Genomic DNA, 11,734 nt, shown 5'->3' on the forward strand with positions numbered 1-11,734 from the left:
CGGAAAAGGGCCAGGGCACACGCTGGCGCCTTCTGCCAGCCGAAGCACGGCAGAAGGGCGAGCCCCGGCTTCCAGGCGCCGGCTCGAGTGCCCCCGGTTCAGGGTGCCATCGATGGTGAGCTTCAGGAGGTCGGCCGGATCGTAGCCCGGCCTGCCGCCTTTGGGCGGACGCGGGCGAAGCCGGCGGCTGCAACGTCCAACACGTCGACAAAGGCCTTGATGACGCGGACCGGGTTGCCCGGGCTCACATCGTCGTCCACCCCCTCCGGCAGGAGAAGGAGCAGCGAGCGGCCATGCCCAGACAGATGTGCCATGGCCGAGACTGCCACGGCGGCTCACACGTCCGAACAACCCGCGAGGTTCTCACACAGTCCGCATGATCGGCGCGCGCGCCCGCTGGATGTCTCTCGCGATCGGCTCACCCGGTCACCCGCGCATCGACCCCGTATTGCGGCCGCGCGCCAAGGTGGTCGCGCAGTGTCGTGCCCTCGTAGTCCAGGTGGAAGAGCCCCCGCTCCTGAAGGATGGGCACCACCCCGTCGACAAAGGCGTCGAGCCCGCCCTCGTAGACGTCGGGGATGACCCAGAAGCCATCGGCGGCCTCGGCCTCGAACCATTCCTGCATGTGATCGGCGACCTCGGTCACGGGACCAACCACCACCGGCTGATAGTCGATCACGCCGTGGGCCAGGACGTCGCGCAGGCTCCAGCCGTCTCGGGCGACCTCCAGAGCGCGAACCGCTCGCGGATCGCCGCCGGCCGCATGGGCCCTGGACAGCTGCTCGGGCGACAGCGGATCATCCAGCCGCGCCGGATCGATCCGCACCCCCAGCATCTGCTGCAGATACATCGCGCGCTGCGGGAACATCCGCCCGGTCAGCGTGATCCGGCGATCCAGCGCCGCACGCTTGTCCTTGGCGATGGTCGTCATCAACCCGGGAAAGAACTTGATCTCGTCGGGGTCGCGACCCGCTCGCTCAGTGGCCTCGCGGAACGCACGGCGTTGGGCGCGGGCCTCCTCGATCGTGAACGCCGCGGCGATGAAGCCGCTGGCATAGCGGCCCGCGAGGCTGAGGGCGTTCGGGCTGGGCCCCCCGGCGTGGAAGATGACCGGCTGCCCCTGTTCCGAGGGCGGGATGTAGAGCGGCCCGCGGGAGGCCACGAACTCTCCACCAAGGTTGATCGGCGCGATCTCCTCGTCCTTGGCGTATTCGCCGGTCTCCGGATCAGCCACCCAGGCGTCCTTGCCCCAGCTGCCCCACAAGGCCTGCACGATCTGGATCATTTCATGAGCGCGGCCGTAGCGGTCCGCGCTGGACGGGATCCGCTGGCCGTAGTTCGCCGCGACCTCCGGGCTCGCCGAGGTGACGGCGTTCCAGCCCGTGCGCCCATGATTCATGATGTCGAGGGCCTTGAAGTGCCGGGCGAGGTTGAAGGCCTCGTTGAACGTGGTCGAGCCGGTGGCGACCATGCCGATGCGCTCGGTGCCGCGCGCGACGGCGGCCAGCGTCATCATCACGTCGAGGTTGAAGCCAGAGGGCTCATACCTGATGTCGCCCCCGGCGGCATGGGGACCGTCGGGCAGGAACAGGAACTGGAACTTGCCGCGCTCGGCGGCCTGGGCTTGGCGGACCTTGGCATCGAAGCTGGTATAGGCGCGGGGGTCCACGCCGGGCATCCGCCACGCCTCGGCCAGCGCGCCGTAGCCGTTGCCCAGATGCATGCCAATGATCATCTGCCGCTTGCTCATTGAAACCTCGAAGAAATAGGGGTGCAGGGCCGGCCTCAGGGCGCCCTAATGGGCGGCCATGGGCAGGCCGGTGGCGGCAACCTTGCGGGGGATCAGCAGGGCCATGACCAGCGCGACCACGACGAAGCCGCTGCCGACCAGGTAGGCCCGCTGGGCGCCGTGCGCTATCGCCGGGCCCAGGCCTTCCCCGGCCGTCACGTAGCCTGCGCTGGCTGCGGCCATGATCGAGAAGGTGATGGCGATGCCGGCCGCGCCTGTGAGCTGCTGGATGGTGTTGATAATGGCGCTGCCGTGCGGGAGCAGGTGCTTGTCCAGGGAGCCGAGCGAGGCGGCGAAGACCGGCGTCCACAGGAGGGCCTGGCCGACGATGATGAACATGTAGGTCGCCAGCAGGAGCCCAATCGGCGTCCCCGGGGCGAGGGTCGACAGGAACAACAGTCCGGCGGCATCGATAATCGCGCCCGTGACCATGAGAGGTCGGGGCCCCATGCGATCATAGAAGCGGCCGACGATGATCGAGACGAGGGTGATGGTCAGGCCGCCGGGCAACATGAACAGACCGGTCTGGAGCGGGCTCAGGCCGTAGGAGGTCTGAAGAACGACCGGCATGAGGGTCATCATGCCGGTGGCTGGCGTCATGAAGAACACCGCGACGAGGGCCGAGACGCTGAAGGTGCGGATCCCGAACGGGCGCAGGTCGAGCTGGGCCCGGTCGATCTTCTGCAACTGCACCTGTCGTAAGACGAACAGGGCGATGCCGACCACGCCTATCGCCATGGCGGTCCAGGGAGACACCGGGGCGTGGCCGCCCGCGCCCTCGCCGACCGAGGCGAGCCCGTAGACGAGGCTGGCGAAGCCTACTGCCGAGAGGAGGAGGGAGAGCAGATCGAGCTTCGCCTGGCGCGGCGTGCCGGGCACCCGGAGCATCCGGTCGCCTACGACCAGGCAGAGGGCGGCGATTGGCACGATGGCGATGAACAACCACCGCCAGCTTCCCAGCGACAGGATGGCGCCGGCCACGGTCGGCCCCAGGGCGGGGGCCGCCGAGGTGGCGACGGTCAGAAGGGCCATCATGCGCCCGTTGCGGGACGGCGGAACCAGGGTGGCGACGGCGGTGAAGCCCAGCGGCAGCAGGATCGCGGTGCCGACCGCCTGGACGATGCGGCCGACCAGCAGGACTACGAAGCCGGGCGAGACCGCAGCAATGACCGTGCCAGCCAGGAACAGCGCCATCCCCAGCGTGTAGACGGTGCGCATCCGGAACCGCTCATTGAGGACGCCGGTGGCCGGGATCACTACGGCCATGGTCAGCATGTAGCCCGTAGTCAGCCACTGGGCCGTCGACGCCGTGATGCCGAGCGCGTCCATGACGCGCGGCAGGGCCACGGCCATGAGCATCTCGTTGAGGATCACGGTAAAGGTGGAGGCGACCAGCACGCCGATGGCTATGGCAACTCCCGGAGCGAGCCTTTCGCTCGACCCGCCTGCAAGGGCCGCAGGGGGCATGGCAATATCGGCCATAATATAGCTTTCTACTATCTAGCGCACGAGGCTATGGGTCGTGCTTAGGGGTGAGATGGGTTGGAAGGGCAGCGCAGGTCACCTGCCTTGTGAGCGGGCGACCGGGGTTGATGTCAAGCCGACAGCGCGCGATTGGTCGCGACGATCTCGGCTTGGGGCGGCATGGCCGTGGCCGTCGCGAACCGCGCCATGATGGTGTCGCGGTTCCGGGGCGCGCGGTCCCTGTCGGCGGCGGCCAGCGCCGCCCTCAGGTCCTCAAGGCCAAGCTCGGTGCAGTAGGCGGGGGTGCCGGGCTGGAAGCGCCAGGACTGCGCCAGAGGGCCTGCATCGACGGTATCGAAGCCGGTGAGGTCTACGAGTTCCACCGCGATCCTCTTTGCGGCGGGATCGTCCCCGGCGATGGGAATGGCGATCCGGCCCGGCGCGCCGCTCTCGGCGCCGCTGTTGGCCAGCGTCTGCGCCAGAAGGGCGTTCCACGCCTTGATGAGCGGGCGTCCCACCTGCGCGCTGGCCCAAGCGGTCTCGGGCGTGCCCTCGTCGACCTCGCCGATGTGGCCGTCACGGGCGGGATAGTAGTTCGACGTGTCGATCACGACGGCGCCCTGGGGCACGCCGGCGAGGAGGCCGGACAGGCCCGGCATCTTCGCGAACGGGACGGAGAGGATGATCACCTCGGCGTCCTGCCCGGCCTCCCCTGGCGTCGCGGCGTGGATGGAGGTTCCGCGCACGGTGTCCTGAAGGCTCTCCGGTCCGCGGGAGTTCGCCAGCCGGACCTCGTGGCCGGCCGCCGCCAGCGTCCGGGCCAGCTGCCCGCCGATCTGTCCGGCGCCGATGATGCCGATCTTCATTCCGTATCCTGTCAGGCTTGATCCTTCGCCGGATGGGCGAAGTTCTGAAGGGTGTCGCGCAGCGCGACGAGGTCGCCGTCCGTCATCTGGCAGGCGCTCTTGATCTTGTCCGAGACGGCCCAGACCTCGTCCCGGATGCTGGCCCCGGCTGGTGTCAGGTCGACGAGAACACGACGCTCATCGGCCGGATCGCGCCTGCGCGTCACCATCCCGCAGCCCTCCAGGCGCTTGAGCAGCGGCGTGATCGTGCCGGTGTCCATGCCGAGCGTGGCGCCCAGGTCGCCCACCGAACGGGGGCTGTCACCGTAAAGCTCCAGCATCACCAGATACTGGGGAAAGGTCAGTCCGAGCGGCTCGAGGAAGGGCTTGTGCATCCGCGCCATCCGCCCTGCGGCTCCGTAAAGGGCGAACGAGATCTGCATGCCGACGCGCTGGGACGTGCTGCTCCTGCTCACCTTGGGCTCCTTGTGCCAAACAGGCGCCGGGGCGCCAAAGCTTCTAGCTCGATATAAGGTAGCACGCTATATAAATCCAGAGGGAAGATCCAGGCGAAGCACGGCGCGAAGGTCACCCAGATTGCCAGGAGCCCGCCCACGACGCCCGCCACCGGGTGCGAGAGCAGGCCCGGGATCACGGCACGCGCCCATGAAGCCTACAAACTGCAGCACCATGATGAGGGGCCCGGGCGTGGTCTCGGCTAGGCCGAGGCCGTCCAGCATCTCGCCGGGCCTGAGCCAGCCGTAGGTACCCACGGCCCCGTGCGCCACATAGGCCAGCACGGCGTAGGCGCCGCTGAAGGTGACCACGGCCATCTGGCCGAAGAACACCGCGATGTCGGTGAAGACATTGTCAGGTTCAGCAAGGAGCAGGAGGGCGGCTACCGGCGTAAGCCAGAGCGCCAGCGCCACCATGCCAGCCCGGATGGTGCCTCGGCGAGTGGGAGGCGGGAAGTCGGCCAACTCCTCGCCCAAAAGGGTCTCGGCATCGGCGACATGGATCTTACCGACCGCTCTGTGCACACCCCCGCCCTGGAAGGCCGAGAGCCCAGACCTCTCCCCAACCTAGCCGATGAGGGCCACCTCGAGCACGATGGAGGGGAAGGGCACGCCCAGGAAGAAGATCGCCACTAAGGAGAGCGCCGCCAGTGCCGCCGTGACGTTGTTCTTCAGCGCCCGCTTGCCGATCCGCACCACGGCTTGGAGCACGATGGCCAGCACCGCCGCTTTCAGGCCTAAGACGATGCCGGCGACGATGCCCACGTCGCCATGAAGCGCGTAGATGATGCTGAGCGCCATGATCGACACGACTCCGGGCAGCACGAACAGCGCGCCCGCAATCACGCCACCCCAGGTCCGATGCATGAGCCAGCCGGTTTGGACGGCGAGCTGCTGCGCCTCAGGACCGGGCAGGAGCATGCAGACGTTGAGCGCGTGCAGGAAGCGGCCGTCCCCCAGCCAGCGCTTCTCCTCTACGAGGATGCGTGCATGACGGCGATCTGGCCCGCGGGCCCGCCGAAGGACAGGAGCGCGATGCGCGCCCAAGTGCGGATGGCCTCGCTCAGCGTTGGGAACGCTGCCCGTGAAACCGGGGTGGCAGGACCGGCGATCATCCCCGCCTCCTGGGTGATCCTGACATCGCTCATGGCGCCGCTCCCGCCTTGGCGCTGGGCCAGTTGTGGGTCTCACTGGTGGTATCACGCGCCCAGCGGTAGAAGGCGTCATAGAGCCCCATCCCGGCCTCGAGTTGTTCGAGGTCACTTGCATACATGAGCGAGAGGCCGCGAGCAGGCCCGCCGCCTCGGGTGCCAAGTCGGGTCGAGCGGTGTCCGCGCCGCGCACGATGGCGGCCAGCCGGTCGAGCGCCGGGAGCGAAAGGCCGAACTCCACCAGCAGCGTGTCGAAAGTGCAAAGCCCGCCCTGGTGGCTCCAGAACGCGCCTTCGACATCGTTTGGCATAGCCCCCAACTGCTCGGCCACGCTGGCGACTTCGGAGGGGGCGACGTAGAGGAACACAGCCCGGGGGTCGATGAAGCGGCGGATGAGCCAGGGGCAGGCGATGCGGTCGATCTTACACCCTCTCCATCATGCCGGCCAGAATGCTTCTTGCAGAGAGTTCCAGCCAGACTGGCTTGGGCCTTTTGCCATCCTGTGCCCGTAGGTCATGACCAGCGGCAGCCAAAGCAGGCGCGACCCCGCTTCAGAGAGCCGGGGCTGCGCTTCGCAGGTGCAGGTAGTCCGGCGTGAACTCGCCCAACCGGGCCAGCGCGTCCCAGTCATGGATGGTGAGCTGGCCTTGGCCGAAGGAGACCAGCCCTCGGGCCCGGAGATCCTGCAAGGTGCGGTTGACGTGGACATGGGACAGTCCCGTCGCCTCGCTCAGGCCTGCCTGCGTGAGGGCGAGAGCGCAGGTTCCCTCGGCCGCCAGACCCGCCGCCTCCATCCGCGCCATCATCTCGCAGAAGAGGTGGGCCAACCGGCCGAGTGCCTGCCTCCGGGCCACGTTGACCACCCATTCGCGGTAGATCGCGCCGTCCACCAGGGTGGACCGCCAGAGCGCGGCCGCGAGCCTGGGGTGACGCTCACAGAAGCCCCGCAGGTCGCTGTGCGCCATAAAGGCCAGCACGCAGTTGCTGAGCGCCCCGATGTCGCAGTCCAGCACCTCAAGGTGAAGGCTTTGGAGGTCGGGCATGTCGCCGGGGATGTGGAAGGCCGTGATCTGGACCTCTCCATCCCGCATCGTCTTCGAGGTGCTGAGCAGGCCCTCCAGGATGACGAAAGAGCGGCGGGGCTGGTCCCCGGCCCAACTCGGCCCTTCTCCGGCCTTGAAGTCCTGCAAGTAGAATGGGACCTCGTTGACGGAAAGACGGTCGGCAGGGGTGAGCACGATCTCGCGCTCGAGTCTGGCGATAAGCGGATGGGCAGTTCGCATTCTGCAACTCCACGCTGAGCAGGCGGGAGCACAGGAGTGTCTCACAGTCGCCGAAGGGCCACGAACGTGCCGGCGATGTTTACAGCATACATCAATAACCTCGGTGCCCTCTAACTTGTGTTAGTGCCTCACAACGGCCCCACGGCTCTCGGCGCGAGGGCTCGCCGCAGTGCCCTTGATGCTGAGCGTGCAAACGGTCCCGCCCTGCTCGTCGGTGACGCGCAGCCGCCGTTCGGGCGCACTCCAGAACTGACCGTCGATGTCCCGCAGCATCCCGCCGGCATGGGTCACCGCAGCAGAGCGGGCCTGCTCCGGCCCTGCCAGGACGGTGCCTCCCTCGTCTTCGGGATTGGGCAGGCCTTCGAGGTTGAAGAAGTAGCGGGGCATGGATGATCTTTCCTGCTCGCCAACCTCCAAGCGGACACGGATGTTCCCGTTCTTCGGCTGAGTGCCTGGGCCAGGCACCGGTGCCACGGACAGGACTCGCGGACCATCGTTGCGTTGCCATGACGAGATGAGCAGCACGAAAGCTGCTCCCTATCAATACGATAGCACCATGACCACGCCGGGCCCCATGGCTAGGGCCCGCTCGCCGTCTCCTTGTCCCCTCGTCAGAGAGCGCTCGCTTCTATCTAAAGCCAAGTGGAACTCGCCCGCGAGGTGGGCTTCATGAAGCCCAACGACACACTCATGATCACGAACGGGCCTGCGACGCTCGCCTTGACTGCGCAGCTGCTCTCGCCCGCGCTTTCGAGGTGGGCCCGCAACGGCTCTGCTCACTCCCCGAATGAGCAAGAGACCACGCCGCATGGCCAAGGCCGGTGCTGGGCGTGATACCACGCCCGCCAGCTGGTGCGTCCAAGACAGATCCGACCGTGTGCTCCAAGTCTGCCCGTTCAGGATGTCAGAAGAGCACGCTGAACCAAACTGGTTTATCATAAGTTAAAGGGGCAACAGCTCGCACTAGGCTCTGCCATGCCTCGCCACACTTAGATTGCCTTCGCGTCTAGCGAGGGAAGCACCTCCGTTGACGATTCCATCCGGCCTTGTCTCCGTCACGCCTATCCTTTGCCCGAGGATCAAGGCGACAGCAGGTTCCGGCATCTGCTCGACGCCCTTGCACAGCGCCACGAGCGCACGCCACACGATCCCTAGCGCTGCGCCAAGGTAGGCATCCGTCGAGCCACCGGGCCTCGCGTCTGCCTGGCCGATGCCCTCTTGAGATATCTGACAGATCCGGCCACGTCAGGGGCCTGACTGCGGTGGATCGGTTCCGGCTGTCTCTGACCGACAAGCTATTCTGGACAGTGAGGCTGATGGTGCGTCCTTTGGGGTATAACCCCGACCGGTCAGGATCATCGGACACCAGCGTGAGCGGGTCTGGACCCTAGCAGGACAGAACGGCTCCCTGATGACCCTCCACGGCCATGCCGACGTGTCCACTGGCGACCAGGACCTTTCGGTGCGGGAGGGCGCTCTTCGGGCTGCTGGCCGTCCGGTGATCCGCTCCGAGAAGAAGACCGGCATCCAGCGCGAGGGCAGGGCCGAGTTCGACATCCTGCTCCAGTTCCTGCGTCCTGGCGATACTCTTGTCATCACCCGCACTGATCGGCTGGCCCGCTCGCTCAGGGATCTTCAGGACATCGTGCATATGCTCGAAGCCATGGGCGTGACTCTCGAGGCCGCCGAGCAGCCGGTGGACACCGCCACGGCCGCTGGCAGGGCGTTCTTCGACATGCTGGCGGTGTTTGCCGAGTTCGAGACGAACCTGCGCCGCGAGCGGCAGATGGAGGGGATCGCGGCTGCCAAGGAGCTGGGCGTGTACACGGGAAGGGAGCCAAAGATCGACCCCGAGGAAGTGCGGCGCCTGCACATCGAAGAGAAGCGAGCCCCTCAGCCTGTGCCAAACGGATCGGCATCGCCCGTTCGTCGGTGTACAGGTGCCTGCCGAACCCCGATCGGGATGTCTCGTCGGATCGCTCCGGCTAACACGTCTCGCTCCAGAGCCTGCGGGTCTTCAGGCCCAACCCCAAGCGGGGCCACGTGGACCGCGGTCCCATCAGATAACCTCAGTGCAGGCTGAGCTCAGCCATCAGCCGCCGACGCAGCGCCACGAAGTTCTGCTCGCTGCGGTCGCGGGGGCGAGCCAGAGCCACGTCGACCAAGCGCGGGCGCTCCCCTTTGGACCTGGGGAGGACCAGTACCCGGTCCGCGAGCAGGATTGCCTCCTCGAGGTCATGGGTCACGAGGATCATTGTCACCCTCTCGTCCCGCCAGATGCGGGCCAGTTCCTCCTGAAGCGTCATCCGGGTCATAGCGTCGAGCGCGCCCAAGGGCTCGTCGAGGAGGAGGATCTCGGGCCGGACAGCAAGCGCCCGGGCGATGCCAGCGCGCTGCGCCATGCCGCCCGACAGCTGGCGGGGGAAGGCAGCTTCGAAGTCCGCCAGTCCCACAAGGTGAATCGTCTCGCGGGCGCGGACCTCCGCCTCGGGCGGGGGCAGGCCTCGGGCCTCAAGCCCGAAGGCCACGTTGCCCAGCACAGTAAGCCAGGGCAGCAGGCGCGGCTCCTGGAAGATCACCGCACGCTCGGTGCCAACGCCGCGCACGGGGACGCCGTCGATGCGCACCTCGCCAGCGTCAGGGGATTCGAGCCCGGCGAGCATCCGCAGAAGTGTCGTCTTGCCCGAGCCGCTGGCGCCGACTATGGCCAGGCACTCACCTGCGCGGATGTCGAGGTCGAGCCCGCGCAAGACATTGAGCCGCCCACCGGCGAGCGCGAAGGACTTGGAGAGGCCGCGCACCGCGACCTCCCCCCGTCGGGCGATGGCCTGGGCGCCCATCAGTTGGTCACCGAGGCGTCGTCGCCTGTGACAAGCAGGATGTCCTTTGCCGCGAGCTGGCCCGGGGCCACCTGGCCTTCGCGTTCCAGCACATCGATCCAGAACTGGATGTCGCGCTCGACCGGCAGCCCGCCTTCGCGCACGCCGTAGCCCCTGAAGTACTGCGCGACCTCGGGGTTCTCTCCCCGCTCCTCGAGGGCGCGAGCCAGGATCTCGCGCGTTTCCTCGGGGTTCTTGCGGGCGTAGTCGAGCGCCTTGGCCGAGGCGTCAACGAAGTCGTGGGCCGCGTCCGGGTGTGCCTCGACCCAGTCGCGACGCAGGACGACGAAGCCACCAGCGATGTCGCCCAGCACGTCAGTATCATCGAAGATGGGCCTGAGGCCGCCCGTCTGGCGAGCCGCCCCTTCGAAGGTGGTCTGCCAGTAACCGAAGGCGGCGACATCCACCTGACCCGCACGCAGGACCTGCTCGAGCTGCGGGCCTGGGACGACGATGAGGTTGGCCGCATCCTCCGGCAGGCTTGCCGAGTGAAGCGCCTCGCGCACCGTGTAGTCGAGGTGGGCGCCCAGGGTGTTCACTGCGACCGTCCTGCCGGGTAGGTCCTCGACCCCATGGATCGGGCTGTCCTCGAGGACATAGAAGATCGACTGCACCTCGTCGTTGATGCCGTTGGACGGATAGGCGGCGACGAAGTCGTTGCCGCCCGCAATGGAGTTCAGGACTGCGGCCGTGGCGGCCGAGCCGATGTCCACCGAGCCGCCCGCCAGCGCGATCAGCGACTCGGGCCCACCGGTAGCGTAGCCCAGGTTCTCCAGCGTGATGCCGGTGCCCTCGAAGTAGCCCAGCTCTTGGGCGAGTTCATGAGCGCTGAGGCCACCCTGGCTCGCAAGGTAGCGCAGCGTCACCTCCTCGGCCGAAGCTGAGGTCGCGACGACAGTGGTCAGAGCGGTCGACAGGGCGCGGAAGGGGAAGGTCATGGAAGGGGTCCTTTCGGGAGGCTTGGGACAAAGGTCAGCGTGCGTCGGCTGACCAGCGGCACAGGCGGCGCTGGAGCAGGACGAGCACGGCGTTGGCGGCAAGGCCCAGGAGGGCCAGGAGGAGGATCGCCGCCCACATCAGGGGCACCTGAAAGTTGTACTGGGCGTTCATCACCTGGAACCCCAGGCCCCGGTTCGCACCGATCATCTCAGCGGCGATGAGGAGAAGGAGGGCAGTGGTGGCCGACAGGCGCAGCCCCACGAAGATCTGAGGCACGGAGGCGGGCAGGATGACCCGGCGGAACACCGTGGCGCGGGTGGCGCCGTAGCTCCGGGCCATCTCGATGAGTTTGGCGTCCACCTCCTTCACGCCGCCGATGGTGGCGAGGAGGATGGGAAACAGCGTTGCCCAGAAGATGACAAAGACCTTGGACGCCTCGCCGAGCCCGAGGAGCAGGATGAACACCGGATAGAGCGCGAGTGCCGAGGTCTGCCGGAAGAGCTGGAGGATGGGATCGAGTGCCCGCTCCACCGGGCGCAGTTGGCCCATCAGGAGGCCCAGCGGGATGCCGAGCCCTACCGCGGACGCGAAGGCCAGGCCTGAGCGCTGGAGGCTGATGGCGAGGTCGTCGAGGAGCGCTCCCCCGACAATCCCCCGCCAGAGCGCCCCGGCGATGGTGCCGAGGGGCGGCAGGACGGAGGCGCTAACCCAGCCTTGGACGCTGGCCACCTGCCACAGGAGCAGGAAGGCCAGCAAAAGCCCCCAGCGGGAGAGGATCGCTGCGCCGGCTGCGCCGGTCCGGTGCAGGAGCGCCGGAACCTGGGACGGGGGCGCCGTCGCGGGTGTATCGAGGACATGCAGCGACATGG

Annotated in this window: 14 protein-coding genes and 1 pseudogene; 1 reads left to right on the forward strand and 14 read right to left on the reverse strand. The window is 67.5% G+C overall.

Annotated features, from left to right (window positions below; translation table 11 throughout):
• Positions 1–122: 122 nt before the first annotated feature.
• The 11 genes and pseudogenes from FHG66_RS22930 to FHG66_RS13415 all read right to left on the reverse strand — a co-directional run bounded on the left by FHG66_RS22930 (position 123) and on the right by FHG66_RS13415 (position 7,434).
• Complete coding sequence (locus tag FHG66_RS22930) at positions 123–314, reverse strand: hypothetical protein (protein ID WP_218013847.1); 192 nt, start codon at positions 312–314, stop codon at positions 123–125.
• A 104-nt stretch (positions 315–418) separates the two neighbouring features.
• Complete coding sequence (locus FHG66_RS13380) at positions 419–1,750, reverse strand: NtaA/DmoA family FMN-dependent monooxygenase (RefSeq protein WP_139077566.1); 1,332 nt, start codon at positions 1,748–1,750, stop codon at positions 419–421.
• A 45-nt stretch (positions 1,751–1,795) separates the two neighbouring features.
• Positions 1,796–3,271: a DHA2 family efflux MFS transporter permease subunit gene (locus FHG66_RS13385; RefSeq protein ID WP_218013848.1), complete on the reverse strand. Its 1,476-nt coding sequence runs from the start codon at positions 3,269–3,271 to the stop codon at positions 1,796–1,798.
• Positions 3,272–3,384: 113 nt separating this feature from the next.
• Entirely contained in the window at positions 3,385–4,119 is a 735-nt protein-coding gene (locus FHG66_RS13390; RefSeq protein WP_139077567.1) for an NADPH-dependent F420 reductase, read from the reverse strand.
• Between the two features lie 11 nt (positions 4,120–4,130).
• Positions 4,131–4,574, reverse strand: coding sequence for a MarR family winged helix-turn-helix transcriptional regulator (locus FHG66_RS13395; protein WP_218013849.1), 444 nt, complete (start codon positions 4,572–4,574; stop codon positions 4,131–4,133).
• 66 nt (positions 4,575–4,640) lie between these two features.
• Positions 4,641–5,138 (reverse strand): chromate transporter, encoded by a 498-nt coding sequence (locus tag FHG66_RS22285; RefSeq protein ID WP_246082597.1) that lies wholly within the window; start codon positions 5,136–5,138, stop codon positions 4,641–4,643.
• A 42-nt stretch (positions 5,139–5,180) separates the two neighbouring features.
• Entirely contained in the window at positions 5,181–5,660 is a 480-nt protein-coding gene (locus tag FHG66_RS22290) for a chromate transporter (protein WP_246082598.1), read from the reverse strand.
• Complete coding sequence (locus FHG66_RS22295) at positions 5,588–5,761, reverse strand: hypothetical protein (protein WP_246082599.1); 174 nt, start codon at positions 5,759–5,761, stop codon at positions 5,588–5,590. The genes FHG66_RS22290 and FHG66_RS22295 overlap by 73 nt, the downstream gene beginning before the upstream one ends.
• Positions 5,758–6,188, reverse strand: a pseudogene (locus FHG66_RS13405) (chromate resistance protein ChrB domain-containing protein); the annotation flags it as partial. The pseudogene FHG66_RS13405 and the gene FHG66_RS22295, both read right to left, overlap by 4 nt.
• A gap of 127 nt (positions 6,189–6,315) precedes the next feature.
• Positions 6,316–7,047, reverse strand: coding sequence for a Crp/Fnr family transcriptional regulator (locus tag FHG66_RS13410; protein ID WP_139077568.1), 732 nt, complete (start codon positions 7,045–7,047; stop codon positions 6,316–6,318).
• Positions 7,048–7,167: 120 nt separating this feature from the next.
• Positions 7,168–7,434, reverse strand: a complete 267-nt coding sequence (locus FHG66_RS13415) for a DUF6894 family protein (protein WP_139077569.1) — start codon at positions 7,432–7,434, stop codon at positions 7,168–7,170.
• Between the two features lie 1,024 nt (positions 7,435–8,458).
• Here FHG66_RS13415 and FHG66_RS13420 point away from each other — a divergent pair.
• Positions 8,459–9,130, forward strand: a complete 672-nt coding sequence (locus FHG66_RS13420) for a recombinase family protein (protein WP_218013850.1) — start codon at positions 8,459–8,461, stop codon at positions 9,128–9,130.
• Here FHG66_RS13420 and FHG66_RS13425 read toward each other — a convergent pair.
• Genes FHG66_RS13425 through FHG66_RS13435 form a run of 3 tightly spaced genes read right to left on the reverse strand, consistent with a single transcriptional unit; the run spans position 9,117 to position 11,732 of the window.
• Positions 9,117–9,887 (reverse strand): ABC transporter ATP-binding protein, encoded by a 771-nt coding sequence (locus FHG66_RS13425; RefSeq protein ID WP_139077570.1) that lies wholly within the window; start codon positions 9,885–9,887, stop codon positions 9,117–9,119. The two genes, FHG66_RS13420 and FHG66_RS13425, sit on opposite strands and share 14 nt — an antisense overlap.
• Entirely contained in the window at positions 9,887–10,864 is a 978-nt protein-coding gene (locus FHG66_RS13430; RefSeq protein ID WP_139077571.1) for an ABC transporter substrate-binding protein, read from the reverse strand. The genes FHG66_RS13425 and FHG66_RS13430 overlap by 1 nt, the downstream gene beginning before the upstream one ends.
• Before the next feature lie 34 nt (positions 10,865–10,898).
• Positions 10,899–11,732: an ABC transporter permease gene (locus FHG66_RS13435; RefSeq protein ID WP_139077572.1), complete on the reverse strand. Its 834-nt coding sequence runs from the start codon at positions 11,730–11,732 to the stop codon at positions 10,899–10,901.
• Positions 11,733–11,734: the final 2 nt, after the last annotated feature.

It is taken from the genome of Rubellimicrobium rubrum, assembly GCF_006152115.1.
In the GTDB taxonomy this organism is placed as follows: domain Bacteria; phylum Pseudomonadota; class Alphaproteobacteria; order Rhodobacterales; family Rhodobacteraceae; genus Rubellimicrobium; species Rubellimicrobium rubrum.

What these genes read in the sequence shown, in the direction of transcription:
- FHG66_RS13385 (WP_218013848.1), bottom strand. Translation starts at nt 3,271, where the DNA reads ATGGCCGATATTGCCATGCCCCCTGCGGCCCTTGCAGGCGGGTCGAGC.
- FHG66_RS22930 (WP_218013847.1), bottom strand. Translation starts at nt 314, where the DNA reads ATGGCACATCTGTCTGGGCATGGCCGCTCGCTGCTCCTTCTCCTGCCG.
- FHG66_RS13390 (WP_139077567.1), bottom strand. Translation starts at nt 4,119, where the DNA reads ATGAAGATCGGCATCATCGGCGCCGGACAGATCGGCGGGCAGCTGGCC.
- FHG66_RS13420 (WP_218013850.1), top strand. Translation starts at nt 8,459, where the DNA reads ATGACCCTCCACGGCCATGCCGACGTGTCCACTGGCGACCAGGACCTT.
- FHG66_RS13425 (WP_139077570.1), bottom strand. Translation starts at nt 9,887, where the DNA reads ATGGGCGCCCAGGCCATCGCCCGACGGGGGGAGGTCGCGGTGCGCGGC.
- FHG66_RS13410 (WP_139077568.1), bottom strand. Translation starts at nt 7,047, where the DNA reads ATGCGAACTGCCCATCCGCTTATCGCCAGACTCGAGCGCGAGATCGTG.
- FHG66_RS13380 (WP_139077566.1), bottom strand. Translation starts at nt 1,750, where the DNA reads ATGAGCAAGCGGCAGATGATCATTGGCATGCATCTGGGCAACGGCTAC.
- FHG66_RS13435 (WP_139077572.1), bottom strand. Translation starts at nt 11,732, where the DNA reads ATGTCGCTGCATGTCCTCGATACACCCGCGACGGCGCCCCCGTCCCAG.
- FHG66_RS13430 (WP_139077571.1), bottom strand. Translation starts at nt 10,864, where the DNA reads ATGACCTTCCCCTTCCGCGCCCTGTCGACCGCTCTGACCACTGTCGTC.
- FHG66_RS22295 (WP_246082599.1), bottom strand. Translation starts at nt 5,761, where the DNA reads ATGAGCGATGTCAGGATCACCCAGGAGGCGGGGATGATCGCCGGTCCT.
- FHG66_RS13415 (WP_139077569.1), bottom strand. Translation starts at nt 7,434, where the DNA reads ATGCCCCGCTACTTCTTCAACCTCGAAGGCCTGCCCAATCCCGAAGAC.